25 protein-coding genes are annotated in these 26,151 nt (G+C 72.2%); 11 read left to right on the forward strand and 14 right to left on the reverse strand.

From position 1 onward, the window contains the following. The first annotated feature begins 26 nt into the window (after positions 1-26). Entirely contained in the window at positions 27-1,088 is a 1,062-nt protein-coding gene (locus M6I34_RS12845; protein WP_272486072.1) for an AI-2E family transporter, read from the forward strand. Here the strand turns inward: M6I34_RS12845 and M6I34_RS12850 are convergent. From M6I34_RS12850 to M6I34_RS12865, 4 genes are all read right to left on the reverse strand, one after another. Further along, a complete protein-coding gene (locus tag M6I34_RS12850) occupies positions 1,039-1,332 on the reverse strand; it encodes a hypothetical protein (RefSeq protein ID WP_272486073.1) in 294 nt (97 codons plus the stop codon). The two genes, M6I34_RS12845 and M6I34_RS12850, sit on opposite strands and share 50 nt — an antisense overlap. A gap of 86 nt (positions 1,333-1,418) precedes the next feature. Continuing rightward, positions 1,419-2,900 carry a Do family serine endopeptidase gene (locus M6I34_RS12855; protein WP_272486074.1) on the reverse strand — a complete coding sequence of 494 codons (1,482 nt, stop codon included), beginning with the start codon at positions 2,898-2,900 and terminating at the stop codon, positions 1,419-1,421. A 71-nt stretch (positions 2,901-2,971) separates the two neighbouring features. Then, positions 2,972-4,336, reverse strand: a complete 1,365-nt coding sequence (locus M6I34_RS12860; RefSeq protein ID WP_272486075.1) for an ATP-binding protein — start codon at positions 4,334-4,336, stop codon at positions 2,972-2,974. Next, complete coding sequence (locus M6I34_RS12865) at positions 4,333-5,010, reverse strand: response regulator (RefSeq protein ID WP_272486076.1); 678 nt, start codon at positions 5,008-5,010, stop codon at positions 4,333-4,335. The genes M6I34_RS12860 and M6I34_RS12865 overlap by 4 nt, the downstream gene beginning before the upstream one ends. Before the next feature lie 155 nt (positions 5,011-5,165). On the opposite strand from M6I34_RS12865, the gene M6I34_RS12870 reads away from it, so the two are divergent. Next, complete coding sequence (locus M6I34_RS12870; protein WP_272486077.1) at positions 5,166-6,059, forward strand: endonuclease/exonuclease/phosphatase family protein; 894 nt, start codon at positions 5,166-5,168, stop codon at positions 6,057-6,059. A 66-nt stretch (positions 6,060-6,125) separates the two neighbouring features. Here M6I34_RS12870 and hisC read toward each other — a convergent pair whose 3' ends face one another. Beyond that, entirely contained in the window at positions 6,126-7,202 is a 1,077-nt protein-coding gene (gene hisC, locus M6I34_RS12875; protein ID WP_272486078.1) for a histidinol-phosphate transaminase, read from the reverse strand. 218 nt (positions 7,203-7,420) lie between these two features. On the opposite strand from hisC, the gene M6I34_RS12880 reads away from it, so the two are divergent. Continuing rightward, positions 7,421-8,185, forward strand: a complete 765-nt coding sequence (locus M6I34_RS12880; protein WP_272486079.1) for a ParA family protein — start codon at positions 7,421-7,423, stop codon at positions 8,183-8,185. A 48-nt stretch (positions 8,186-8,233) separates the two neighbouring features. Here M6I34_RS12880 and M6I34_RS12885 read toward each other — a convergent pair whose 3' ends face one another. From M6I34_RS12885 to M6I34_RS12910, 6 genes are all read right to left on the reverse strand, one after another. Continuing rightward, positions 8,234-9,526 (reverse strand): MFS transporter, encoded by a 1,293-nt coding sequence (locus M6I34_RS12885; protein WP_272486080.1) that lies wholly within the window; start codon positions 9,524-9,526, stop codon positions 8,234-8,236. A 19-nt stretch (positions 9,527-9,545) separates the two neighbouring features. Then, positions 9,546-10,763, reverse strand: a complete 1,218-nt coding sequence (locus tag M6I34_RS12890; protein ID WP_272486081.1) for a CaiB/BaiF CoA transferase family protein — start codon at positions 10,761-10,763, stop codon at positions 9,546-9,548. Positions 10,764-10,813: 50 nt separating this feature from the next. Continuing rightward, entirely contained in the window at positions 10,814-11,842 is a 1,029-nt protein-coding gene (locus M6I34_RS12895; protein WP_272486082.1) for a TRAP transporter substrate-binding protein, read from the reverse strand. A gap of 37 nt (positions 11,843-11,879) precedes the next feature. Beyond that, positions 11,880-13,169 (reverse strand): TRAP transporter large permease, encoded by a 1,290-nt coding sequence (locus M6I34_RS12900; protein ID WP_272486083.1) that lies wholly within the window; start codon positions 13,167-13,169, stop codon positions 11,880-11,882. Further along, positions 13,166-13,729: a TRAP transporter small permease gene (locus M6I34_RS12905; protein WP_272486084.1), complete on the reverse strand. Its 564-nt coding sequence runs from the start codon at positions 13,727-13,729 to the stop codon at positions 13,166-13,168. The genes M6I34_RS12900 and M6I34_RS12905 overlap by 4 nt, the downstream gene beginning before the upstream one ends. A gap of 74 nt (positions 13,730-13,803) precedes the next feature. Continuing rightward, entirely contained in the window at positions 13,804-14,535 is a 732-nt protein-coding gene (locus M6I34_RS12910) for an IclR family transcriptional regulator (RefSeq protein WP_272486085.1), read from the reverse strand. A 177-nt stretch (positions 14,536-14,712) separates the two neighbouring features. Here M6I34_RS12910 and M6I34_RS12915 point away from each other — a divergent pair, with 177 nt between their 5' ends. From M6I34_RS12915 to M6I34_RS12940, 6 genes are all read left to right on the forward strand, one after another. Further along, entirely contained in the window at positions 14,713-15,246 is a 534-nt protein-coding gene (locus M6I34_RS12915; RefSeq protein WP_336254582.1) for a MaoC family dehydratase, read from the forward strand. After that, the gene (locus M6I34_RS12920; protein WP_272486087.1) at positions 15,243-16,121 is read left to right on the forward strand and encodes an HpcH/HpaI aldolase/citrate lyase family protein; all 879 of its coding nucleotides are present in this window, start codon (positions 15,243-15,245) and stop codon (positions 16,119-16,121) included. Before M6I34_RS12915 ends, M6I34_RS12920 begins: the two co-directional genes overlap by 4 nt. Before the next feature lie 22 nt (positions 16,122-16,143). After that, a complete protein-coding gene (locus M6I34_RS12925; RefSeq protein ID WP_272486088.1) occupies positions 16,144-17,310 on the forward strand; it encodes an acyl-CoA dehydrogenase family protein in 1,167 nt (388 codons plus the stop codon). Positions 17,311-17,399: 89 nt separating this feature from the next. Continuing rightward, the gene (locus M6I34_RS12930; RefSeq protein WP_272486089.1) at positions 17,400-18,701 is read left to right on the forward strand and encodes an acetyl-CoA hydrolase/transferase family protein; all 1,302 of its coding nucleotides are present in this window, start codon (positions 17,400-17,402) and stop codon (positions 18,699-18,701) included. Further along, positions 18,698-19,861, forward strand: coding sequence for a CaiB/BaiF CoA transferase family protein (locus tag M6I34_RS12935; RefSeq protein WP_272486090.1), 1,164 nt, complete (start codon positions 18,698-18,700; stop codon positions 19,859-19,861). The genes M6I34_RS12930 and M6I34_RS12935 overlap by 4 nt, the downstream gene beginning before the upstream one ends. Positions 19,862-19,889: 28 nt before the next feature. After that, positions 19,890-20,315, forward strand: coding sequence for a group III truncated hemoglobin (locus M6I34_RS12940; protein WP_272486091.1), 426 nt, complete (start codon positions 19,890-19,892; stop codon positions 20,313-20,315). A gap of 54 nt (positions 20,316-20,369) precedes the next feature. On the opposite strand, the gene M6I34_RS12945 is transcribed toward M6I34_RS12940, so the two are convergent. The 3 genes from M6I34_RS12945 to M6I34_RS12955 all read right to left on the reverse strand — a co-directional run bounded on the left by M6I34_RS12945 (position 20,370) and on the right by M6I34_RS12955 (position 23,095). Then, the gene (locus tag M6I34_RS12945) at positions 20,370-21,566 is read right to left on the reverse strand and encodes a serine hydrolase domain-containing protein (RefSeq protein WP_272486092.1); all 1,197 of its coding nucleotides are present in this window, start codon (positions 21,564-21,566) and stop codon (positions 20,370-20,372) included. 81 nt (positions 21,567-21,647) lie between these two features. Continuing rightward, positions 21,648-22,115 carry a tellurite resistance TerB family protein gene (locus M6I34_RS12950; RefSeq protein WP_272486093.1) on the reverse strand — a complete coding sequence of 156 codons (468 nt, stop codon included), beginning with the start codon at positions 22,113-22,115 and terminating at the stop codon, positions 21,648-21,650. Positions 22,116-22,126: 11 nt separating this feature from the next. Then, positions 22,127-23,095 (reverse strand): NAD(P)-dependent oxidoreductase, encoded by a 969-nt coding sequence (locus M6I34_RS12955; RefSeq protein ID WP_336254585.1) that lies wholly within the window; start codon positions 23,093-23,095, stop codon positions 22,127-22,129. A gap of 176 nt (positions 23,096-23,271) precedes the next feature. On the opposite strand from M6I34_RS12955, the gene M6I34_RS12960 reads away from it, so the two are divergent. Both M6I34_RS12960 and M6I34_RS12965 read left to right on the forward strand, forming a co-directional pair. Beyond that, positions 23,272-24,036 carry a helix-turn-helix transcriptional regulator gene (locus M6I34_RS12960; protein ID WP_272486095.1) on the forward strand — a complete coding sequence of 255 codons (765 nt, stop codon included), beginning with the start codon at positions 23,272-23,274 and terminating at the stop codon, positions 24,034-24,036. Beyond that, on the forward strand, positions 23,970-26,030 hold the full coding sequence (locus M6I34_RS12965) for an ATP-dependent helicase (protein WP_272486096.1): 2,061 nt from the start codon (positions 23,970-23,972) through the stop codon (positions 26,028-26,030). Before M6I34_RS12960 ends, M6I34_RS12965 begins: the two co-directional genes overlap by 67 nt. Positions 26,031-26,151 lie beyond the last annotated feature (121 nt).

The raw sequence follows: 26,151 nt of genomic DNA on the forward strand, positions 1-26,151 counted from the left end.
GGCGGGCGAGGCGCCGGAGTGCGGACATGAGAGACCGTTTCACCGATCGACTGTCGAACCGCCTGGTCGTGGGCATCCTGCTCGGCGGGCTGCTGCTGCTGACCTGGAGCGTCGTGCAGCCCTTCGTCGTGCCGGTGGTCTGGGCCGCCATCCTGGCCTACGTCACCTGGCCGGTGCTCGAGCGGATCCGTCGCCTCTTTCGCGGCCGCCGCACGCTGGCCGCCGCGGCGATGACGCTGCTGCTGGCCGCCGCCTTCGTGCTGCCCACGCTGTGGCTCGCGCTGCTGCTCAGGGCCGAGATGGCCAACGCCTATGCGGCGGTGGCCGGCGTGCTCGCCAAGGGTCCCTACACGCTGCCCGACTTCGTGGCCGGCATTCCGCTCCTGGGCAGCTGGCTGCAGGAGATGCTCGACGAGCTCACCCGCGACCCGGCCGGCATCCGGGCCAAGCTCGCGCACCTGGTCGAGTCGAGCGCTGCCGAGTCGCTGAAGGTGATCGGCGGCGTCGGCCGCAATGCCGCCAAGCTCGGGTTCGCGCTGATCACGGTCTTCTTCCTGTACCGCGACGGCGAGAAGGTGCTTGCGCAGGCGCAGCTGGTGCTGCACCGCTTTCTCGGCGCGCGCGTCGACCCTTACCTCAGCGCGGCCGGCACCATGACCCAGGCGGTCGTCTGGGGCCTGGTGGCCACCGCGCTGGCCCAGGGCGTGGTGGCCGGCATCGGCTACTGGTGGTTCGACGTGGCGGCGCCGGTGATGATGGGCGCGATCACCGCGGTCGTCGCGCTGATCCCGTTCGGCACGCCTTTCGTGTGGGGCGGGATCGGCGCCTGGCTGATCGCCGACGGCCGGCTCTTCGACGGCATCGGTCTGCTTCTCTGGGGCGGCTTCGTCGTCAGCTGGGTCGACAACCTGGTGCGGCCGCTGGTGATCAGCAACGCCACCCGCATTCCCTTCCTGCTGGTGATGTTCGGCGTGCTCGGCGGGCTCGCGGCCTTCGGCCTGGTGGGCCTGTTCCTGGGCCCGGTGATCCTCGCGGTGGTCATGGCTGTCTGGCGCGAGTGGATCGAGGAGTCGGCGCGGGAGGACTGAAGGCGAGCACCCGGCCCGGCGGCGGAGGCGGCGCGCTGCCCCCGCTGCTGGTGCGCACGCTCTCGCCGCTGGCCACCACGGTGGCCGGCGCGGCGGACGCGGCGTCGGCGCCCGGCGGCACCGCGCCGATCGACCAGGCCACGGCCGTGGTCATCAGCATCGCGCGGATCACCGGGCGGGCGTTTCGCGCGGCCCGGGGCATCCGGTTCCGGATTGTGTTGCGGTTCGGCTGTTCGGTCTGCATGGGGGATCTCCTCGCTCGTCGCTCTTCGGATCTCGTGGTCGGCGGGGCGCCGCGGCCGGCCGATCGCCGGCGGGCCGGGCCCCGTGTCAGCCGATCTTCACCGGCACGAAGATCCGGGCCCCCGCACGTTGCACCAGCAGCGCCAGCCGATGCCTGTCGCCGCCGACCGCGGCGCGCAGTTGCTCGACCGTCTCGACCGGCTTGCCGTTGACCGCGAGGATCACGTCACCGGGCTCGATGCCGGCCTGCTCGGCTGCACCCGACACGTCTTCGACCACCAGTCCGGCGCGCAGCTGGGTCGCCTGGCGCTCTTCCGGCGCCAGCGGCCTGACCGCCACGCCCAGCTTCGCCTCGCCGCTGTCGCCCGCGCCCGGGGCGTCCGCCGCGGCCAGGTTGGCCGGGCTCTCGCCCAGCACCGCCGACACCAGCTTGCGCGCGCCGCCGCGCAGGTACTCGATCGACACCTGCTCGCCGGGGCTGGCCATCCCGACCAGCGCCGACAGCTCGGTCGAGTGCTCGATCGCCTTGCCGTTCATCGACAGGACGATGTCGCCGGCCTTGAGGCCCGCCTTGTCGGCGGCGCTGCCCGGCAGCACGCTCGCGATCAGAGCGCCCTTCGGCGCATCGAGCCCGAACGAATCGGCCAGGTCCTGGTTCAGTTCCTGGACCGTGACGCCCAGCCGCGCGTGCCGCACGGTGCCGGTCGCGAGGACCTGGTCGCGCACGCGGGTCGCCACGTCGATCGGGATCGCGAAGGACAGGCCCTGGTAGCCGCCGGTTCGCGACCAGATCTGCGAATTGATGCCGACGACCCGGCCCTGCGCGTCGAACAGCGGGCCGCCCGAGTTGCCGGGGTTGACCGCGACGTCGGTCTGGATGAAGGGCACGTAGGCGTCGCCGGGCAGCGCGCGTCCCTTCGCGCTGACGATCCCCGAGGTCGCGCTCTGCTCGAATCCGAACGGCGACCCGATCGCGAGCACGTAGTCGCCGACCGCGAGCTGGCGCGGGTCGCCGAGCCGCACCGTCGGCAGCCCGCTGGCCTGGATCTTCAGCACGGCCACGTCGGTCGCCTGGTCGATGCCCAGCACCTTCGCCTCGAACTCGCGCCGGTCGGCGAGCTTGACGGTGACGGTCGCCGCGTCGCGGACCACGTGCGCGTTGGTGAGGATCACCCCGTCGGCGCCGACGATGAACCCCGACCCCTGTCCGCGCATCGGCGTCCGGCCGCGCGGCATCGGCAGCCCGCGGAAGAATCGGTAGAACGGATCGTTCTCGAGCTCGGGGTCCTCGTTGCGCGACGCGGGCACCGGGCCCTCGACCTGGATGCCGACCACCGCCGGGCCGTAGCGCTCGACGATCCCGCGATAGTCGGGCGCCATCTTCAGCGGCACCGGCGCGGCATCCGCCCCGGGGGCCGCCTGCGCCGGCGCCACGGGGCTTGCCTGGGCGACCGCCGCGGCGGCTGTCTTGTGCAGCCCGTGTCCGGGGAACAGGTCCCATGCCGAGGCGGTTCCCGTTCCGATCGTGCCGGCTGCAGCCAGCGCAAGGAGCAGGGCTTTGCGTTTCATGTTCGGCCTCCTGTCTTCAGTGCGGGCATTGCCCGATGCACGCACGATAGGAGCCGATTCTTAGGCCAGACTTAAGGTGCCTCGCGAGGCTCGACGCGCGGCCCGGCGCGGCCGGCTGGCAGTCGCACCGTCACGCGCAGCCCGCCTTGCGGGGAATCGCCGAGCGCAATGTCGCCGCCGTGGCGCTCGACGATCGCGCGCACGATCGACAGGCCCAGCCCGCTGCCGGCGCGCTCGCCCGAGCCGCGGCTGTAGAAGCGGTCGAACACGCGCTCGCGCTCGTCGGCCGGGATCCCGGGGCCCTCGTCGTCGACCTGCAGCACTGCCCGGCCGGCGTCGACGGCGAGCGACACCAGGACCCGGCTGCCGCCCGGCGCGTGGCGGATCGCGTTGTCGACCAGGTTGCGCACCAGCCCGTGCAGCGCGTCGGGATTGCCGGGCACCGGCAGGCTCGCGGGCCCGGCCAGCTCGATGCGCGCGCCTTGCGCCTCGGCGAGCGCGCGCAGGCCGGCGACCGCTTCGCGCGCCGCCGAGGCCAGGTCGACTTCGGCGGGCTGGCCGGCGCTCGCCTGTGCCGCGATCGCCTCGGGGTCGCTGCGGGCGAGCATCAGCAGCTGGTCGATCAGGTGCGCGGACCGGTCGATGCCGGCTTGCAGCTCGCGCAGCGCCTCGGCGCGCGAGGCGTCGTCGCGGGCGCGGCCGAGCAGCCCCGCCTGCAGCTTGAGCGCGGCGAGCGGCGTGCGCAGTTCGTGGGCGGCGTCGGCCACGAAGGCGCGCTGCGCCGCGAAGGCACCGCGCAAGCGTTCCAGCAGGCGGTTCAGCTGCAGCACCATCGGCTCGATCTCGGCCGGGAGCCCCTGGTCCGGCACCGGGTCGAGGCGGTTGGCATCGCGGCGCCTGATTTCGCGGGTCACGCCGACCACCGGCCTCAGCGCGAGCCCGACCAGCCACCAGATCGCCAGCGCCACGATCGGCGCCACCGCCAGCAGCGGGGTCAGGCTGCGCATCGCGGCGGCGGCGGCGATGCGCTCGCGCACCAGGTAGGGCTGGCCGACCTGGATCACCCGGCCGCGGGCCAGCAGGCTGTAGACGCGCCAGCGCTCGCCTTCGGTGAGCACGTCGGAGAAGCCCAGCGTCGCACGGTCGGGCAGCCTCGCCTTCGAGCGGGTCTGCGAGATGTAGACCTTCGATCCGTCGGCGTTCCAGATCTGCACCACGAAGTCGAACTGCTCGCGCTCCTCGGGCGGCACCGGGGGCGGCGGCACCGCGCCCTGGTCGCGCAGCGACAGCGCCATCTGCTCGAGGTGGTAGTCGAACAGCGCGTGGCTCTCGTCGAGCACGTAGCGGTAGGTGATCGTGCCGATCACCGCCTCGGCCAGCACGAACAGCGGCAGCAGCGACAGCAGCAGCCGCGCGCGCAGCGACCGTCCGCTCATGGCTCGTCTCCCGTTTCGCCGGCCGGCACGTACCAGCCGACGCCGCGCCGGTTGCGGATGAAGTCCCGGCCGAGCTTGCGGCGCAGGCCGTGGATGTAGACCTCGACCGCGTTGCTGTCGATCGCGTCGTCCCAGCCGTACAGGCGATCCTCCAGCTGCGCGCGCGACAGCACCGCGCCCGGGCGCAGCAGCAGCGCCTCGAGCACCGCGTACTCGCGCGGCGACAGCGCCAGCGGATCGCCGTCGCGGCTCGCGGTCCGCGCGGCCGGGTCCAGCCTCACGCCGCGGTGCTCGACGACGGCCTCGGCGCGTCCGGCGCTGCGGCGAAGCAGCGCGCGCATCCGGGCAGCCAGTTCCTCCAGGTCGAAGGGCTTGACCAGGTAGTCGTCGGCGCCCGCGTCGAGCCCGGCGATCCGGTTCCCGACCGCGTCGCGCGCGGTGATCACCAGCACCGGCGTCGCGTCCCTGCGCCCGCGCACCTGGCGCAGCAGCGACAGGCCGTCGCGGCCCGGCAGGCCGAGGTCGAGCAGGACCAGGTCGAAGCTGCCCGCGGCCAGCGCGGCGTCGGCGGCGTCGGCGTCGCGCACCCAGTCGACCGCGTAGCCGTCCTGCCGCAGCGCGGTCTGCACCGCCTGGCCGATCATCCGGTCGTCCTCGACGAGCAGCACCCTCATCGCGCCCGGTCGCCCCCGCGATTCTTCGACATCGGTTTCCGCACTGGCCAGCATCCCTCCGGTCTTGCAAATCCGTTCGGCACGACGAAACATTATGGTGCCTCGGGCCGGGGGTGCCCGGCCCCGCCCCGCTCACCCCGACACCGGAGCCCGCGATGAAGCTGATCACCTGGAACATCCAGTGGTGCCGCGGCGTGGACGGCCGCGTCGACCCGCGCCGCATCGTCGAGCACGCGCGCGCGCTCGCCGACTTCGACGTGCTGTGCCTGCAGGAGGTCGCGGCGAACTTCCCGGCGCTCGCCGGCAGCAGCGGCGAGAACCAGTTCGCGCTGCTCGCCGAGCTGCTGCCCGACCACACCGCGGTGCCTGGCCCGGCGGTCGACGCGCCCGCGCCCGGCGGCGGCCGTCGCGTGTTCGGCAACATGATCCTGAGCCGCTTGCCGGTGCGCCAGGTGCTGCGGATCCAGCTGCCCTGGCCGGCCGATCCCGACAACAACGGCATGGCCCGCCTGCTGCTCGAGGCGAGCGTCGAGGCGCCCTTCGGGCCGCTGCGGGTGATGACCACGCACCTCGAGTACTACTCGCCGCTGCAGCGCGCGGCGCAGGTCGAGGCGGTCCGCGCGCGGCACGCCGAGGCCTTCGCGCATGCGCGGCTCGACCGCCGTCGCGACGGCTCGCACGGGCCCTTCCACACCTTCGAGCAGCCGGTCTCGGCGGTCCTGACCGGCGACTTCAACTACCTGCCGGAAGATCCCTGCCACGCGCGGATGCAGGCGCCGTTCGAGACGCTCGCGCGGATCGCGCCCGACGTCGCAGGCGCGCGGGGCGAGGAGCGGCCGCCGGCGCTCGTCGACGCCTGGCGGCACGCGCATCCGGGGCTGCCTCACGCGCACACGAACGGCGTGCACGACCGGGTCCAGTGGCCCGCCCCCTACGCCTGCGACTTCGTCTACGTCAGCGAGGACCTGCTGCCGCGGCTCCGCGAGGCGCGGGTCGACGGCGACACGCAGGCCTCGGACCACCAGCCGGTGTTGATCGTGCTCGAGTAGCGCGAAAGGCTCAGGCCGCGCGGGCGCCATTCGCTCGGGCCGGCGGTTACCGGGCCGGGCCGGTGCTCACTCGGGCCGCGCCAGGATCCCGCGCAGCGCGCCGACCAGCGCCTCGCACTCCGCCGGCGTGCCGACCGTGATGCGCAGCCACTGCGCGATGCGCTGCGCCGAGAAGTGCCGCACGATGATCGCCCGCTCGCGCAGCGCGCGCGACAGCGCCGCGGCGTCGTGCCCCGGATGCCGCGCGAACACGAAGTTGGCCTTCGACGGCAGCACGTCGAAGCCGAGCGCCGCCAGCTCGCGCGACAGCTGGTCGCGGCTCTCGATGACCGCTGCGCTCGCGCGCGCCAGCCAGTCGGTGTCGCGGATCGCCGCGGTGGCGGCGGCCAGCGCCAGACGATCGAGCGGATACGAGTTGAAGCTGTCCTTGACCCGCACCAGCGCCTCGATCAGCGACCGATGGCCGAGCGCGTAGCCGACCCGCATGCCGGCCAGCGCGTGCGACTTCGACAGCGTTCGCACGACCAGCAGGTTGTCGTGCGCGGCGATCAGCGGCGCCGCGCTCTCGGCGCCGAAGGTCACGTAAGCCTCGTCGATCACGACCGGCGAATCCGCGTTCGCGGCCAGCAGCCGCGCGACGTCGGCGCGCGCGATCGCGCGGCCGGTCGGCGCGTTCGGGTTCGGCAGGATCACCGGGCCGCCGGCGGGATAGTCGGCCACGTCGAGCGCGAAGCCGTGGTCGCGAAGCGGCACCGCCTGCCACGCGATCCGGTACAGCCGGCAATACGATGGATAGAAGCTGTAGCTGATGTCCGGGAAGCGCAGCGGCCGCGCCTGCGCCAGCAGCGCCTGGAACGCGAAGGCGAGCACCTCGTCGGAGCCGTTGCCGACGAACACCTGGTCGGCCGACAGCCCTTCCTGTTCCGCGATCGCCTCGCGCAGCGCCGTGCCCTGCGGGTCGGGATACAGGCGCAGCCGGCCGGCGTCGGCGCCGAGCTCGGCCCGGATCGCGTCGAGCACCGCCGGCGACGGCGGGTAGGGGTTCTCGTTGGTGTTCAGCTTGATCAGGTCCGCCTGCTTCGGCTGCTCGCCTGGCACGTAAGGCGTGAGGTCGCGGACGATCTCGCTCCAGAATCGGCTCATCGGAAGGGTTCGCGGTCGTGACGGTGGGTGCGCCCCGCCGCTCGCCCGGGCGGCGCGGGCCCGGGGCGGCGCGGGGAGCGCGCGCAATTCGCTAGCGTAGCGCATCGCGGCGCGCCCCCCGGGGCCGAGGTCCGGAACGCGGGGCTTCTATACTCGGGGCTGCGCGCCGATGCGCCGGCCCCGGCCGCAGGCGCGCGCAGCAGCAAGGGAATCGATCGATGCGCTACGTGGTGTTCAACCAGAAGGGCGGCGTGGGCAAGTCCACGATCGCCTGCAACCTCGCGGCGATCGGCGCGCAGCAGGGGCTTCGCACGCTGGTCGTCGACCTCGATCCGCAGGGCAACGCCACGCGCTACCTGCTCGGCGGGGCGGCAGACGAGCCGGGCGAAGGCGCGGCGGACTTCTTCGAGCATGCGCTGAAGTTCGCGCTTCGCCCGCGCGATGCCGGCGAGTTCGTGACGGCCACGCCCTGGGAGAACCTCGCGCTGATGCGCGCCGACCCCCGGCTCGAGGAGCTGCAGGGCAAGCTCGAGTCGCGCTACAAGATCTACAAGCTGCGCGAGGCGCTCGACGCGCTCGCCGGCGACTACGACCGGGTCTGGATCGACACGCCGCCCGCGCTGAACTTCTACACCCGTTCGGCGCTGATCGCCGGGCAGCGCTGCCTGATCCCCTTCGACTGCGACGAGTTCTCGCGGCGCGCGCTGTACGGCCTGCTCGAGGGCGTCGGCGAGATCCAGGCCGATCACAACGAGGCGCTCGAGGTCGCCGGCATCGTCGTCAACCAGTTCCAGCCGCGCGCGAACCTGCCGCAGCGCACCGTGCAGGAGCTGGTCGACGAGGGCTTGCCGGTCCTGAGGCCCTACCTGAGCGCGAGCGTGAAGATCCGCGAGTCGCACGAGCGCGCCACGCCGATGATCCACCTCGACCCGCGCCACAAGCTCACGCAGGAGTTCGTGGCGCTGCACGAGGCGCTGGCCTAGGGGCTACGCAAGCGCGCGGCGGGCCGCGCCGCCGGGTCGGGCGTCGGGTCAGGCGCCGCGCGCGGGCGCCCGGCCGGGCATCGCGCGGGCGAGGGCCGCGCCGGGACGGAACGGTTCGGCGGCAAGCGCGATCGCCGCGAGCGACAGCAGGAAGACCGGGCGATAGCTGTCGAAGGCGTCGTGCAGGATGCCGCCCAGCAGCGAGCCTGCCGCCCCGCCGATGGCCATGCTGCAGTAGATCGTGCCGTAGATCGTGGCGGCGCTGCGCCCGGTGAAGATCCGGCTGGACATCGTCGACACGATCGGCCCGCGCGAGCCCTGCGCGATGCCGAAGAACAGCACGTAGCCGGCCAGCAGCGCGAACGAGGCGGCGTACGAGATCGCGAGCAGCCCGATCACGCCGGTCGCGGTCAGCGCGAAGCTGAGCAGCGCGGCACGGCCGAAGCCGAGGCGGTCGGCGAGCCGGCCGGTGGCGATCATGCCGGCGGTGGAAAGCGCGCCGGCGAACCCGAAGGCGCTGGCAGCCGAGATCGGCGTGAAGCCCGACTCGATCAGGAAGGCGACGATCTGCGGCGACACGCAGTAGATCGCCACCGAGGTGAAGAAGAACACCTGGATCAGTCGCCAGTAGGGCGCCGCGCGCACGGCGCCGGCGAGCGTCCACTCGCCGGCCGCCGGCCCCGTGTCGCCGCGTGCCGGCGCGCGCGGCCTTCCCGCCAGCCGCTTCCAGGGCAGCGCGAGGCACAGCGGCAGCAGTGCGAGCACGAACAGGCCGACCGCACGGTAGGCGGGGCGCCAGCCCAGCGTTTCGATCAGGTACTGGACCAGCGGCAGCGTGATCAGGATCCCGCAGCCGAATCCGGAGTAGGCGACCGCGATCGCGGTCGCCAGGTTGCGCGTGTACCAGCGGCCGATCAGCGCAGCCGCGCAGACCATGCCGAGCGCCGCGACGCCGGTGCCGATCATCAACCCGGCGGTCACGTAGAGCTGCCAGAGCGTCTCGATCGAGCCCGACAGCCAGGCGCCGCCGCCCAGCAGCGCGATGCCGGCCCCGTAGACGACCCGAGGGCCGAAGCGGTCGAACAACATGCCGGCCGCCGGCGCGGCGAGCCCGGCCATCAGCATGTAGGTCGCGAACACGCCGGTCATCGACTGGCGCGACCAGCCGAACTCGGTCTCGAGCGGCAGGATGAAGGCGGCGAAGGCGTCGGCGATGCCGCGGCCAAGGAAGTTGAACAGGAAGGCGAGGCCGACGACCGCGATCGCCGTGGGCGTGGCCTCGCGGGCGAGGGCGGGCGGCGCGGCCGGCTCCAGCGCGGCCGGGTCGTGAGCGGAGGGCATCGGCGGCTTCGCGGCGCCGTCAGCCCGCTTCGGGCCGATCGGCGGCCACGCAGGCGCCCGCCTCGAGCAGCGCGGCGATCCGCGCCTCGTCGTATCCGGCCTCGCGCAGCACCTCGATCGTGTGCTCGCCCAGGCGCGGCGCCGGGCGCGACGCGTCGGCCGGGGTCGCCGAATAGCTGTCCGGCACCGCCATCTCGCGGATCGGGCCCTCGCTCGGGTGCTGCCGGATCGTGAAGAAGCCGGTGGCCGCCAGGTGCGGATCGTCGAAGATCGTGTCGGGATCGTTCAGCGGCGCGAACGGAATGTCGCCCCGGTCGAGCAGTCGCATCCACTCCGCGGTCGTGCGGCCGCGCATCTCCTGCGACACGAAACCGTACACCGCGTCGATGTTCGCGGCGCGCGCGGTCACGCTGCGAAAGCGCGGGTCGTTCTCCCAGACGTCGTCGCGACCGATCAGCCCGAGGAAAGACCGCCACTGCTTGTCGTTGTAGATCAGCGCGCACACGTGCCCGTCGAGCGTGCGGTAGGGCCGGCGTTCGCGCGCGAGCTGGCGCTGGTAGCCGGCCGGGCCGAGCGCCGGCTCGAAGGTCCGGCCCTGCATGTGGTCGCCCATCAGGAAATCGACCATCGTCTCGAACATCGGCACCTCGATCGCCTGGCCCTCGCCCGAGCGCTCCCGGGCGAACAGCGCCGAGGCGATCGCGATCGCCGCGCGCATGCCCACGGTGCGGTCGGCCATCGCGCTGGGCACGTAGCGCGGGCCGTCGTCGCCCGATCGGTCGAGCAGCGCGGCGAGCCCGGCGGCGCCCTGGATCAGGTCGTCGTAGGCCGGCCGCGCCGCGTAGGGGCCTCGCTGTCCGTAGCCGACCAGCCCCGCGTAGACGAGGCGCGGATTGACCTCGCGCACCGTCTCCCAGGACAGGCCGAGGCGCGCCATCGCCCGGGGCCGGATCGAGTAGACAAGCACGTCGGCGGCCCTGCACAGGTCCAGCAGCAGCTCGCGCCCGGCCTCGCGCTTGAGGTCGATCGCGATGCTGCGCTTGGACCGGTTCGCGTGCAGGAAGATCGCGCCCATGCCCGGGTTGCGCATCGGCCCGATGCCGCGCACCAGGTCGCCCTCGGGCGACTCCACCTTCACCACGTCGGCGCCCAGGTCGCCGAGGATGCGCGTGGCGTAGGGGCCCATCAGCACGCTCGTCATGTCGACGATGCGCGCGCCCGAAAGCGGTCCTGTCATCGCTGGCCGTTCCTTGCCCGCGGCGGGCGGCGTGCCGCCCGCCTGCCGGCTCACTTGACGATCGCCTCCTGGAAGGCCTTCAGCACTTCCGACCCCTTGCGGCCGCGCTGGTCCAGTCCGGCGGCCCACTCCTTGCTGACCTCGGCCATCAGCGCCTGCAGCTTCTTGCTGTCGGCCTCGGGCAGCGGCTGCATCTTCACGCCGGCCGCCCGGATCTTCTCGATGTCGGTCGCCTCCATCGAGTCGGTCGCCTCGCAGCCGCGGGTGACCATGTCGTTGCCGACCTCGTCGATCACCTTGCGGATGTCGGCGGGCAGCGCGTTCCACTTCTGGCGCGACATCATGTAGGTGACGACGAAGCTGCCGAAGTTCTCGCCGACGGTCGCGGTGGACGCGTGGCGTGCCAGGTCGTAGGGCGGGATCGACGAGTGCGGGAACAGGAAGCCGTCGATCGTGCCGCGCGAGGCGGCCTCGCGAACCTCGGGGGTCGGGATCTGCACCGGCGTGGCGCCGAGCTTGCGGATCGCGATCTCCTTGGCCCCGCCGGTGGTGCGGATCTTCTTGCCCTTGAACGACTCCAGCGCGCTCGCCTCGTTGCCCTTGGTCATGTAGACCTGGTAGGGCGACAGCACCAGCACGAACAGCGCGCGCACGCCGTTGGGCTCGAACTCGAGCTTGTCGAGCAGGCCGCCTTCGCGGGCGAGCTTCCAGTAGGCCTTGGTGCCCTGGCAGGAGTTCGTGAAGCTCTCGGGCAGCTCGGCCACGACCGACAGCGGCAGCTTGTCGGACACGAAGGACGGCGCCACGTAGCCGATGTCGGCGACGCCCGACAGCGTCAGCGCCATCAGGTCCTTGGCCTTGCCGAGCTGCTGGGCCGGGAAGTACTGGAACCTGACCTTGCCGTTGGTCCGCTTCTCGATCTCGGCCATGAAGGGCTTGGTCTGGTTCTCGGGGATGTAGTGCCCGACGGGGAAGGAGTCGCCGACGCGCAGCGTCATCTCCTGGGCCGCGGCCGGTGCCGTTGCGGCCAGCGTGACGGCCAGGCCGAGGGCGCCCCTGAGGGCGGTCGATGTCTTCATGGTCTTTCCTCCGGAATGTGTCCTCTCGGGGACGTTGTCAACGACCCATGGTCGATGGAAGCCAGGTGACGATCGCGGGGAAGGCCGCGATCAGCGCGATGACGATCAGGTGGGCCCAGAAGTGGGGCAGGATCCCGCCGAAGATCTCGCCCAGCGGTCTTCGCGTGTAGCGGGCCACGACGAAGGCGTTCAGGCCCAGCGGCGGCGTGACCATGCCGACCTCGGCGGTCACGACCACCAGCACGCCGAACCAGACCGGGTCGAAGCCGAGCGACTGGATCACCGGCAGCACGATCGGCACCGTCAGGATCAGGATCGCGATCTGGTCCATGAAGCAGCCCAGGATCAGGTAGCCGACCATGATGATCGCCAGGATCGCCCAGCGCGACACCTCGAGCGTGCCGATCAGCGCGACCAGGTCGTTGGTGGTGCGGGTCAGCGTGAAGAAGTAGCCGAAGATGTGCGCGCCCAGCACGATGAACAGGATCATGCAGGTGGCCTCGGCGGAGCGCAGCAGCGAGGCGCGCACCGCCCCGAAGCTCAGCCTGCGCGCGAGCGCCACCAGCACCAGCGCGCCGAAGGCGCCGATGCCCGAGGCCTCGGTCGGCGTGGCGATGCCGCTGTAGATCGTGCCGGTCACCAGCAGGAACAGCAGCAGCAGCGGGGCGACCACCCTGAGCTTCGAGAGCTTCTCGCGCAGCGTGTAGCTGCGGCCGGCCGGCGCGCGCGCCGGGTCCTGCCAGACCAGGAAGGCCACGGTCAGGATGATGGTCAGCGTGACCAGCAGGCCCGGGATCACGCCGCCGATCAGCAGGTCGCCGATGTTGACGTCGGCGATGATGCCGTAGAGGATCAGCGCGATGCTGGGCGGGATCAGCATCGCCAGCGTGCCCGAGATCGCGACCACGCCGGTGGCGAGCTTCGGTTCGTAGCCCTGGCGCAGCATCGCGGGGATCGTCGTCGACGACAGCGTGGCCGCCGACGCGGTGCTCGAGCCCGAGATCGCGCCGAAGCCCGCGCCGGCCAGCGCGGTGGCCATCGCGAGCCCGCCGCGCAGCCGGCCGATCCATGCGGCGGCCGCGTCGAACAGGTCGTCGGCCACGCCGCTCAGCACCACGAACTCCGCCATCAGGATGAACATCGGGATCGTGATCAGCTCGTAGGAGCTGGCGGTGGACAGCGGCGTGGTCTCCAGGATGCCCATCAGCATCGGCGTGCCGCCCATCATGTAAAGGCCCAGCGAGCCCGACACCGCGAGCGCGAGCGCGACCGGCGTGCCGATGACCAGCATCGCGAACAGCAGGGCGACGACGATCGCGGTGATCACGACGCGGCCTCCTCGGTGGTCGAGGTCAGCGGCGGCGGGGGCAGCTCGACCAGCGGCCGGCCGGCGAAGGCCGACGCGAGGTGCGCCGCGCTGCGATAGAGCGCGCGCAGCGTGAAGAGCCAGCAGCCGATCGCGGCAGGCAGGTAGGACAGCCATATCGGCCACGGGATCGTGGTGGCGGTGACCTCGTCCTTCGACCACGCGACGAAGGCGCGCTCGCCGAGCTTCCAGGAGATCAGCGCCATGACCAGCGCGCCGGCAGCGTAGGCGATGCACTCGGCGGCGAAGCGCAGCCGGGCCGGCAGCATCGGCTGGAACACGTCGATCGCGATGTGGCCGTGCCGGTGCAGCGTATCGGGCAGCGCGAAGAAGAAGACCACGACGATCAGGTACATCGAGATCAGGTCGTACGAGAAGATCAGCGGCTTCGAGAAGAAGTAGCGCATCACGACGTCGGCCACGACGACCAGCATGATCGCGAACATCGCGATCGCCGCGAGCTGCGCGATCGCGTTCTCCAGCTTCCCGAGCAGCCGGGACGTCGTTGTCAGCGCACTCATTGCCTGCCCTTCTCCTCCTGCCCCGTCACCGGGTCGTCTTCGTTGGGGCCAGCCGCTCGCGGGCCCGGCAATCCTCAGGCGTCGAGCGCCTCGATCTCTCGCGCCGCCTGCACCAGCGCCGCCGCGAACTCCTCCAGACGCGGCCGCATCCGGTGGATCGGCCCGACCAGCGCCATGCCGAACAGCTCGTCGCGGATCCGGACCGCGCGGCCGACCGCCATCACGTCGGGCACGCTCTCCCCGTCGTTCAGGAACCAGCCGCGCGCGCGGCCCTGCTCCAGGTCGGCCTCGAGCGCGGCGGGGTCGACGATCGTCGTGCCGGTCAGCGCGACCATCGGCGCGTCGGCGAGGATCCGGCTGCGCGTCTCGGGCGCGAGCTCGGCCAGGATCGCCTTGCCGGCGGTGTTCGCGTGCAGCGGGCGGAACTCGCCGGGCTGCGCCGAAAAGCGGATCGGGTGCGGGGACTCGAGGATGTCCAGGTAGACCAGCCGGCTGCCCTCGCGGGTCGAGAAGGTCACGGTCTCGCCCATGCGGTCGCGCAGCCGTTCCAGGACCGGCCGGACGCGCTCGAGCACCGGGTCGCTCGCGGCGATGACCCGCGCGATCTCCAGCATGCGCCGGGTCGGGTAGAGCTCGCCGCGCCGGCCGATCGAGTACACGTAGCCGCGCGCCACCAGGGTCTGCAGCAGCATCGAGGTGCTGGACATCGGGGCGTCGATCCGCCCGGCGATCTCCTTGACGGACTGCGGCTGGCGGACGCGGGCGAAGGCCTCGAACACGTCGAGTGCCCGGGCGGCGCTCTTCACCAGTCCATCCGTCAATGCCTGTCCCCCTGGTCCTTCTTGTCGTTTCCCGCCGGCGCGGCGTGCCGGTTTCGGCGGCGCCGCGGTTGACCGGATCCGGGTGCTGTGGAACGATTCACCCATGATTCACAGGAGTGAATCGCAATTCACATACAAGAATCATCGGCGGCGATCCGGATCGTGTCAAGCCGCGGGAGGGGAAAAATGGCAGGGCTCTATTTCGAGCAGTTCACCGTGGGCCAGGTGTTCCGGCACGCGGTGACGAAGACCGTCACCGAGATGGACAACACCTTGTTCTCGGTGATGACGCTCAACGTGCAACCCCTGCACCTCGACGCGCATTTCTCCGAGCGGACCGAGTTCGGCCAGCGCCTGGTGAACAGCCTGTTCACGCTGGGCCTGGTGATCGGCATCAGCGTCAGCGACACCACGCTGGGCACCACGATCGGCAATCTCGGCATGACCGACGTGCGCTTTCCCAAGCCGGTCTTCCACGGCGACACGCTGCGGGTGGAGACCGAGATCGTGTCGGCGCGCGCCAGCCGCTCGCGGCCCGACGCCGGGATCGTCGAGTTCGAGCACCGCGGCATCAACCAGCGCGGCGAGCTGGTCTGCATCTGCCGGCGCTCGGGGCTGATGAGGCGCATGCCCGAGGCCGTCTTCCAGGGCCATGCCGCCGCGCAGGGCCCGTCCGCCGCGGAGGGCCGGTCATGAACCGCTCCTGGCTCTTCGTTCCCGGCGACAGCCTGCGCAAGTTCGAGCGCGCCACGTCGGGCGACGCCGACGCGCTGATCCTCGACCTGGAAGACTCGGTCGCGCCGCAGAACAAGGCGCAGGCGCGAGGCCTGACCCGCGAGATGCTCGAGCGGCCGCGCGCCGGCAAGCAGCGCTTCGTGCGGGTCAACGCGCTCGACACCGGCCTCACGCTCGACGACCTCGCGGCGGTGGTCCCGGCCGGGCCCGACGGCATCGTGCTGCCCAAGTGCTCGGGCCGCGACGAGCTTCGACGGCTGGCTCAGTACCTCGACGCCTTCGAGACCGCCGCCGGGCTGCCGCTCGGCAGCATCCGCATCCTGGCGATCGCCACCGAAACCGCGCAGTCGCTGTTCCGGCTCGGCGACTACGCCGGCGCCACGCCGCGCCTGTGCGGGCTGATGTGGGGCGCCGAGGACCTGTCGGCCTCGCTCGGCGCGAGCGGCAACCGCGAGGCGGGCCGCTATCACGAGCCCTACCGGCTCGCGCGCAACCTGTGCCTGGCCGGCGCCGCGGCTGCCGGGGTCGACGCGGTCGACACGGTCCACGTGGACATCGACGACCTGGACGGCCTGCGGGCCGACGCGCTGGCCGCCCGGCGCGACGGCTTCGCCGGCAAGGCGGTCATCCATCCGAAGCACGTCGACGTGGTCAACCAGGCCTTCCTGCCGGGCGACGACGAGGTCGCGCACGCGCGCCGCGTGGTGGCCGCCTTCGAGGAGAGCGCGGGCACCGGCGTCGCGAAGCTCGACGGAAAGATGATCGACCAGCCGCACCTGGTCGCCGCGAGGAAGATCCTCGCGCTGGCGGCCCGCCTGCCGGCGCGCGGCCAATAGCCGGCACACGAGGAAACCGCGAATGGACTTCTCCCTGAGCGCCGAGCAGGAAAGCATCCGCGACTCGATCGAACGGATCTGCCGCGATTTCGACGACGCGTACTGGCTGAGGAAGGACCGCGAGGGCGGCTTTCCCTTCGACTTCTTCGATGCGATGGCCGAGAACGGCTGGCTCGGCATCTGCATACCCGAGGCCTACGGCGGCTCGGGCCTGGGCGTGACCGAGGCGGCGATCATGGCGCAGGCGATCGCCGAGTCGGGCGCCGGCATGTCGGGCGCCTCGGCGGTGCACATCAACATCTTCGGGCTGAACCCGGTGGTGGTGTTCGGCACCGAAGAGCAGAAGCGGCGCATGCTGCCGCCGATGGCCGCCGGCAAGGTCAAGGCCTGCTTCGCGGTCACCGAGCCGAACACCGGCCTGAACACCACGCAGCTGAAGCTGCGCGCGGCCCGCAAGGGCGATCGCTACGTCGTCGACGGGCAGAAGGTCTGGATCTCGACCGCGCAGGTGGCCGACAAGATCCTGCTTCTCGCGCGCACCACGCCGCTCGAGGAGGTGCGCAAGCCGACCGAAGGCCTGAGCCTGTTCTACACCGACTTCGATCGCAGCCGCATCCGGGTGCACGAGATCGAGAAGATGGGCCGCAAGGTCGTCGACTCGAACGAGCTGTTCTTCGAGGGCTTCGAGATCCCGGTCGAGGACCGGATCGGCGAGGAGGGCAAGGGCTTCGAGTACATCCTGCACGGCATGAACCCGGAGCGGATCCTGATCGCCGCCGAGGCGGTCGGCCTGGGCAAGTGCGCGCTGGCCAGGGCCACCGCCTACGCGAAGGAGCGCGTGGTGTTCAACCGGCCGATCGGCCAGAACCAGGCGATCCAGCATCCGCTCGCGAAGAACTGGATGGCGCTCGAGGCCGCGTGGCTGATGACGATGTCGGCGGCCTGGCAGTACGACAAGGGCCTGCCCTGCGGCGCGGCGGCCAACGCGGCCAAGTACCTGGCCGGTGAGGCCGGGTTCGACGCCTGCCAGCAGGCGGTGATGACGCACGGCGGCTTCGGCTACGCGAAGGAGTACCACGTGGAGCGCTACCTGCGCGAGATCATGATCCCGCGCATCGCGCCGGTCAGCCCGCAGCTTGTGCTGTGCTTCATCGCCGAGCGGGTGCTGGGCCTGCCCAAGTCGTACTGAGGCCCGCGCAGGTCGTGCCGATCTCCCGCGTCGGCGAGAATGATGGCCTTCGCCGATGATGGAGCCGTACCGATGAAGGATTCGACCCGGTGAGCCGACTTTCGGATCTCGCCGTCCGGCGCGACCTGCCGGACCTGTCGCAGTGGATACGCCCGGGCGACCGCGTCGTCTGCGGCCAGGTCGCCGCCGAGCCGCTCACGCTGACGCGCGCGCTGGTCGAGCAGCGCGCGCGTCTGGGCGGCGTCGACGTCTTCGTCGGCACGCTGTTCTCCGACACCTTCTCGCCGTCGAAGGCCGACGGCCTGGACTTCTTCTCCTACGGCGCGATGGGCCGCGCCGCCTCGCTCGCCTCCGCCGGCCTTCTGCGGATCGTGCCGATCCACTACAGCGAGCTCGAGCCCGCCTTCGCCTCGGGCGCGCTGCCGGCCGACGTGGCGCTGATCCAGCTCGCGCCGCCGCGCCACGGCAGGGGCCATAGCTTCGGGCTCGCCAACGACTACCTGGTGGCGGCCGCCCGCCGCGCGCGCGTCGTGGTGGCCGAGATCAATCCCGATGCGCCGTGGACGCACGGCGCCGAGGTGCCCGCCGACTTCCGGATCGACCTGGCGATCGAGGCGGCCTGCCCGCCTATCGAGATCCGCTCCGACGCGGCCGCGGGCGAGGTCGAGACCCGGATCGCCGGCCATCTCGCCGCGCTGATCCCCGACGGCGCCACGCTGCAGACCGGCATCGGCAACCTGCCCGATGCGCTGCTCGCGGGCCTGTCCGGCCATCGCGACCTGGGGCTGCACTCCGGCCTGCTCGGCGACCGGGCGATCGAGCTGATCGAGGCGGGAGTGGTCACCAACGCGCGCAAGACGATCGACGCAGGCATCACGGTGACCAACCTCGTCGGCGGCTCGGCGCGTGCGCGCAAGCACGTGGACGACAACCCGGCCTTCGAGGTGCGGCCGGCGGTCTACACCCACGGCGCGGACACGCTCGCGCGCATCGACCGGCTGTACGCGATCAATTCGGTGCTCGAGGTCGACCTGAGCGGCCAGGCCAACGCGGAGACCCTGGGCGGCGCGGCGCGCGGCGGGGTCGGCGGTCTCAACGACTTCGTGCGCGGCGCGCGGCGCTCGGCGCAGGGGCGATCGATCCTGGCGCTGCCGGCCACCACCGGCGACGGCCGTCGCAGCCGGATCGTGCCCCGGCTCGCCTCGGGCACGGCCACCGTCACCCGCAGCGACGTCGATCTGGTCGCCACCGAGTGGGGCGTCGCCGACCTCAGGCATCGCGACCTCGAGGAACGGGCGCGGCGGCTGATCGCGATCGCGGCGCCGCAGTTCCGCGACGCGCTGGAGCGGGCGCTGCGCGAACCGGATTCATGGATGGAGCAGACACGATGAGCAAGGGACCCCTGGCCGGCATCCGGGTGCTGGAGTTCGCCGGCATCGGCCCGGCGCCGCTGTGCGGCATGCTGTTCGCCGACATGGGCGCCGAGGTGCTGCGGCTCGACCGGCTCGAGCCGATCGACCTCGGCGTGCCCCGCACCTGGGACCTGGAGCTGGCCAACCGCGGCAAGCGCACGCTGGCGGTGGACCTGAAGAAGCCCGAGGGCATCGCGCTCGCCGGCGAGCTGGTCGAGCGGGCCGACGTGCTGATCGAGGGCTTCCGGCCGGGCACGATGGAACGGCTGGGCCTGGGCCCCGACGTGTGCCTGGCGCGCAACCCGAAGCTGGTCTACGGCCGCGTGACCGGCTTCGGGCAGGACGGCCCGCTGGCCAGGGCGGCCGGCCACGACCTGAACTACATCGCGCTGGCCGGCGCGCTGCACTCGATCGGCCGCGAAGGCGCCGCGCCCACGCCGCCCTTGAACCTGCTCGGCGACTACGCGGGCGGCACCATGTTCCTGGCCTGGGGCATCGCCTGCGCGCTGCTCGAGGCCCGCCAGTCGGGCAAGGGGCAGGTGGTCGACGCGGCGATGGTCGACGGGGTGTCGGTGCTGATGACCGCGATCTATGGCCTGATGGGGGGCGGCCTGCACAACGGCCCGCGCGGCACGAACACGCTCGACTCGGGCGCGCCGTACTACGAGGTCTACGAATGCGCCGACGGCCGCTACGTGTCGGTGGCGCCGATCGAGCGGCGCTTCCGCGCGCTGCTGCTCGAGAAGCTGGGCCCGGAGGCGCCCCCGCTCGAGGACCTCGACGATCGCGCGAAGTGGCCCGAGGCCAGGGCGAAGCTCGCAGCGGTCTTTCGCACCCGCAGCCGCGACGAGTGGTGCGCTTTGCTCGAAGGCAGCGACGCCTGCTTCGCGCCGGTGCTCCCGCCGCTCGAGGCGCACGCCCATCCGCACCTGAAGGCGCGCGGCACCTTCACCGAGATCGCCGGCGTCCTGCAGCCGGCGCCCGCGCCGCGCTTCAGCCGCAGCAGCCCGGACGCCCCGACGCCGCCCGAGCGGCCGGGTTCGAGCGGCGCCGGCCGCGCGGTCGACTGGGGCATCGCGCAGGCGCGCATCGACGGCCTGATCCGCGACGGCGTCGTCGGCAAGGGCGATCGCGCGTGACCCGCGCAACGAGCACCGCAGGCGCGACATGCTGAACCCGGACCTGTGCACCGAGGACGAGATCCGCTGGCTGGTCCACGCGTTCTACGCGAAGGTGCGCGAGGACGAGCGGCTCGGGCCGATCTTCGCCGCGCGCGTCGTCGACTGGGACCATCACCTCGGCAAGATGGTCGACTTCTGGTCGTCCACGCTGCGCGGCACGGCCCGCTACCGTGGCACGCCGATGCCGAAGCACGCGGCGCTGCCGGACCTGGAGCCGGCATTGTTCCACCGCTGGCTCGCGCTGTTCCGCGAGACCACGGCCGAGCTGGAGAACGCCGCGATGCGCGAGCGCGCGAACGAGCTGGCGCAGCGGATCGCCGAGAGCCTGTGGTTCGGCTGGCAGATGGCGCGCGACCCGGAACGGATCGCGGCGAAGCTGGAGGCGCGCGCCGCGCACGCGCGGACGCGCTAGTTCAGCGCCGTGCCGGCGCCGGCTCGTGAAGCGGCCCGGTCGGCGCCCCCGGCCTCATCGGCCCCGCATCGCGTCGTAGACCGCCTTCTCGAAGGCCAGGAAGCGCGGCAGCGCGAGGCGGTCCGCGAAGGGCAGCAGTTGCGACACGAACACGCCTGCGATCCCGTTGGCCGGGTCGATCCAGTAGTAGCAGTTGCTCAGGCCCGCCCAGGCCAGGCTGCCGGCCGGGCGGCCGGTGGGCGCTTGCGCGCGGTTGATCATGAAGCTGAGGCCCCAGCCCTTGGACAGGCCGGGGAAGAACTCGGCGTCGTTCGACAGCGAAGGCACGCGAGTGAGCAGCGGCTGCACCTCGAGCGACGGGATCTGGTCGGTCGACATCTGCGCCACGGTTTCCGCGCGCAGCACCCGCCGGCCGTCCAGCTCGCCGCGGTTCAGGATCATCCGCAGGAAGCGCGCGTAGTCGGCCGCGGTCGAGTACAGCCCGCCGCCGCCCATCTCGAACTCGGGCTCCTGCGGGATCTCGAAGTCCGGCAGCGGGGCGATCGCGCCGGTCGCGTCGCGCTGGTGCATCTTCGCGAGCCGCGCGCGCATCGCGTCGCCGATCCGGAACGCGGTGTCGTCCATGCCGAGCGGCGCCAGGATCTCGTCGCGCATCCAATCGCCGAGCTTGCGGCCGCTCGCGATCTCCAGCAGCCGGCCGGCCCAGTCGATGCCGATGCCGTATTCCCAGCGCTCGCCCGGGTCGAACATCAGCGGCGAGCGAAGCGTGGCCAGCTTGCAGGTGCTGTTGGCGGGGATGCCGAGCGCCTGGTGACAGCGCCAGACATCGTCGCTCCAGCGCTCGTAGCTGAAGCCAGAGGTGTGGGTCAGCAGGTCGCGCAGCGTGACCGGTCGCTTCGGCGGGCGGAAGCGCGGCGTGCCCTCGGGGTCGAAGCCGTCGAGCACGCCGATCGTGTCGATCTCGGGCGCAACGCTGCCGGCGGGCGCGTCGAGATCGAGCAGCCCGCGCTCGACCGCCTGCATCACCGCCGCGCCGGTGATCGCCTTGGTCATCGAGGCGATCCAGCCGACGGTGTCGGTGCCCATCGGCGCCTGCCCGCCCATCGTTCGCACGCCGAAGGCATTCTCGTAGACGGTGCCGCCGCGGTCGACGACCAGTGCCGCGATGCCGGGCACCTCGCCGGCGGAGACCGATTCGGACAGGACGGGATCGAGGGCGGCGCGCAGCGCGGCCGGTTCCGGAAGAGTCATGGCGTGAGGACGGTGGTCGTTGCGGGAAGGCGAAGGGGGCTGTCGCCGGTCGACCGGCATCGGCGCGCGCTTCGCCCGGAGTCAGTCGCCCGGTGAATCGCCGGCCTCGCGCGCGCGTCGCTGCGCGTGCACGAAGTCGGCGTGCGGCACGTGGATCAGGTCGGCGATGCGCCGGATCAGGTGGCGCTCGTGCGCGTCGATCTCGTCGTCGGCCAGCGCGACGCGCCACATCAGCTCGATCACCCGCATCTTCTGGCCGGCGTCGAAGTGCCGGTTGATCAGCGAGGTGAACTGGAAATAGTCGGTGGCCTGCCGGGCCTCGGCCTCGGCCAGCTCGAACAGCCGGTCGGCCTCGGCGGGGTCCAGGCCCAGCTTCTCGCGCACCGCGCGCAGCGCCGCCTCGCGCTCGGCCGGCGCGATCTCGCCGTCGACCCGGGCCATCTCGGCGAGCAGCGCGGCGGTGGCCAGCTCGATCGTGTGCGCGTCGCGCGGCCGCGCGCCGCCGCCGCCGAGCTGGCGCTCGAAGAAGTCGGCGATCGCCTTGAGCATCGGCAGCCGCCTCAGCCGGAGCGGCCGCCGCCCCTGGCCGCCTCGCCGCTCGCCTGCAGGAAGATCGCGCTGACGTCGAGCCCGCCCAGGCCCGCCCGGCGGGCCGCCTGGAACTGGCTTCGCACGATCGAGGTGATCGGCACCGGGCGGTCCACCTGCTGGGCCAGCGCGAGGAAGTAGCGCAGGTCCTTCTCCATCAGGCCGAGCTGGAACTGCGGCGAGAAGTCGCCGCCGAGCATCTTCGGGATCTTGGTCTTCATCAGCCGGCAGGCGGCCGCGCCCTCGGCCAGCACCTTCTGGGCCGCCTCGGTGTCGACGCCGGCCGCGGTGGCCACCGAGATCGCCTCGCCGATCGCGGCGTTCATCGCGCCCGACAGCATGTTGTTGATCAGCTTGATCGTGGCGCCGGCGCCGCTGGCGCCGCAGTGCACGGTCATCCGGCCCATCGCCTCGAGCAGCGGCTTCGCCTTCTCCAGCGTGGCCGCGTCGCCGCCGACCATGAACACCAGCTCGCGGTTGCGCGACTGCGGCACGCTGCCCGAGACCGGCGCGTCGAGGTGAGCGAGGCCCCGCGCGCGGGCCGCGTCGGCGACCTCGCGGGCCATTGCCGGCGTGTTGGTGCTCGAGTCGACGATCACGGTGCCGGGGGCCGCGCTGGCCACGACGCCGTTCGCGCCGAGCATCACTTCGCGCGTGGCCTCGTCGTCGGACACGATCGACACGACGAAGCTCGCGCCCTTCACCGCCTCGGCGATCGAGCCGCAGACCGTGGCGCCCTTCTCCGCCAGCGGCTTCGCCTTGTCGGGGTTGCGATTGAAGGCGCGCACCGCGAAGCCGGCGTCGAGCAGGTTGGCGGCCATCGGCGCGCCCATGGCGCCCAGGCCGATGAAGGCGATCGTGTCGGACATCGTGGGTCTCCTTGTGTTCTGGCGATGTGCTCGGGTCGATTCTAAGGCGAGGCCGCTCGCGCCGTCCGGCAAGACGGGCGCGGCGCCGGGGCGCTTCGTGCCGGTATCCGGGCATCGGACATTCGCCGTGCGGCAAACGAACCGCCGGTCATCGATCCATAACCGATGCGGTCTTCCTCGACGCCGGCAGGGGATCTAGCTTGGATCCGACACGATGTCACGCAGCCGACGGGAAGCCGGAGAAGAACGTGAACGACCTGCCCCGAACCCTTGCGACCACCGCGCGCGCCGTCCCCGAAGCCGCTAGCTTCTGGCTGCCCGGCGCTGACGCGCAGGGCCTGCCCGGGCTCGCGGCCGACGCGCTGGCCGACACGCTCGGGCAGGCGCTGATCGTTTTCGACGAGACCGGCGCGGTGAGCTGGGCCAGCCGGTCGGCGCTCTGGCTGATCGCCGGGGCGCGCCTTGTCCACCTGGATCGGCGCCCGCCCGGTCCGCGCCGTCTGGTATGCCTGGCGCGGGAGCCGGCGGAGCGCCTGCAGTTTGCGCTGCGGGTGCGAGTCGGCGACGACGTCGGCATCCTGATCGACCCCGAATCGCGCCTGCTGCTCAATCTTCGGCCGGCCGGGGACACCGCGAGGGTGGGCCGGCTGCTCTGCCTGGCCGAGCGGCCGGCGCCAGTGCCGAGCGCGGGCTGGCTCGCCGAAGCCTTCGGGCTGACGGCCGCCGAGACCCGAGTGCTCGATGCGCTGGCCAGCTTCGACCGGGGGCGCGATGCGGCGTCGCACCTGGGAATCAGCCAGCACACGCTGAAGGACCACCTGGCGTCGATCTACGCCAAGACCGGCTGCAACCGGAAGGCGCAACTCTTCCGCCTGCTCGGCCTGGCTTCCGCGTGTTCGGCCTGGCACATGGATGAATCCACAGTGGTCGCGATAGACTCGCGGGCATGTCCGTCGATGTCATCGCCCCCGCCGCCGCGGGCGTCTTCCCCGATTCGCCCGCCGATTCGCTGACCGAGGCCCAGCGCCGCGCCGCCTGCTGGGGCGCGGTCGGGCCCGATGGCCGCTTCCGCTCGCCGCCGCTGCTGGTCGTCGCCGGGGCCGGAACCGGCAAGACGGCCACGATCGCCCATCGGGTCGCGCACCTGGTGCTCGCGGGGGTCGACCCGCAGCGGATCCTGTTGCTGACCTTCAGCCGGCGCGCCGCCACCGAGATGACCCGGCGCGCCGGGCGGCTGGTGGCCCGGGCGCTGTCGGCACGCGCGGGCCGGCCGTTGCCCGCCGCGGCGGCCGCGGTGCGCCTGCCCTGGGCGGGGACCTTCCACTCGGTCGGCGCGCGTCTGCTGCGCGAGCATGCGCCGGCGATCGGGCTCGATCCGTCCTTCGGCATCCTCGATCGCGGCGACGCGGCCGACCTGATCGACGCGATCCGCCACGAGCTCGGCTTCTCGGCCACGAAGAAGCGCTTCCCGCGCAAGGAGGCCTGTCTGGCGATCCACTCGCTGCAGGCCAACACCGCCTGGCCGCTCGACCGGGTGCTGCAGGGCTGGCCCTGGTGCGCCGACTGGCGCGCCGAGCTCGAGGCGCTGTTCGCGCATTACGCCGCCCGAAAGCGGGCCAACGCGGTGCTCGACTACGACGACCTGCTGCTCGAGTGGGAGCGCGCGATGGGCGTGCACGAAGTCAGCGCTCGCTTGCGCGCGAGGTTCGACCAGGTGCTGGTCGACGAATTCCAGGACACCAATGCGCTGCAGGCGCGGATCCTGCGCGCGCTGAAGCCCGACGGCCAGGGCCTGACCGTGGTCGGCGACGACGCGCAGTCGATCTACGCGTTCCGCGGCGCCGACGTCGGCAACATCCTCGACTTCCCGGCCAGCTTCGAGCCGCCCGCCGAGCGGGTCACGCTCGAGGAGAATTTCCGCTCGGTCCAGCCGGTGCTCGACCTGGCCAACGCGCTGCTCTCGGAAGCGGCGCGCAAGTTCCCGAAGACGCTGTCGGCCGCTCGCGGCGGTGGCGCCCGGCCGCAGCTGGTCACGGTGGCCGACGAGCGCGCGCAGGCCGACTGGGTGATCGATGCGGTGCTGCGCCATCGCGAGGAAGGCGTGCCGCTGAAGCGCCAGGCGGTGCTGTTCCGCAGCGCCCACCACAGCGACCTGCTCGAGGTCGAGCTGGTCCGGCGCAACGTGCCCTACGTGAAGCACGGCGGGCTGCGCTTCCTCGACGCCGCGCACGTGAAGGACCTGCTGGCGGTGCTGCGCTGGGCCGAGCATCCGCGCAACCTGCTGGCCGGCTTCCGCGTGCTGCAGCTGCTGCCGGGCTTCGGGCCGGCGAACGCGCAGCGCTGCCTGGAGCGGGTGAAGGAGGCCGGCATTGCCGACGCGCTGCGCGGCTTCGAGCCGCCGGCCGCTGCCCGCGAAGCCTGGTCCGGCTTCGTCGAGCTGATGGCCGCGCTGGCCGACTCCGCGGCCCGCTGGCCCTCGGAGCAGTTCGACCCGCTGCTCGCCTGGTACCGGCCCTTGCTGGAGCGCCGTCACGACGATGCCACGGTGCGCGCCAACGACCTGGAGCAGCTCGCGGTCATCGCGACCCGCTTCGGCAGCCGCGAGCGCTTCCTGACCGAGCTGGCCCTCGATCCCCCGCAGGCCGCCGGCGACCTGGCCGGCGAGCCGCTGCGCGACGAGGACTGGCTGAACCTGTCCACCGTGCACTCGGCAAAGGGCCAGGAGTGGGACGCGGTCTGCGTGCTGAACGTGACCGACGGCAACTTCCCGAACGAGTACGCGACCGGCGACGCCGCCGCGATCGAGGAGGAGCGCAGGCTGCTCTACGTGGCGGTCACCCGCGCGCGCGACGCGCTGTACCTGCTCGAGCCGAAGGCCTTCTACGTGACCGGCCAGCAGCGCTGGGGCGACCGGCACGTCTGGGGCGCGCGCAGCCGCTTCCTGACCGAACCCGTGCTGGCGCAGCTCGACTGGGTGGCCCCGGCGGCGGGAAACGCGCTGCCCTGACCGGCGTCCCGGCCGGCAACGATCGCGGGGCGATTCGCGGAACGCGCGGCCGAGCGGCACCCGGCGCGCCGGACTAGACTGCCGGATCGGCCGGCGCGGCGCGTGCCCGCGCGCCGGCGAC

The sequence above is a fragment of the Zeimonas sediminis genome (assembly GCF_023721795.1).
GTDB classification, from domain to species: domain Bacteria; phylum Pseudomonadota; class Gammaproteobacteria; order Burkholderiales; family Burkholderiaceae_E; genus Zeimonas; species Zeimonas sediminis.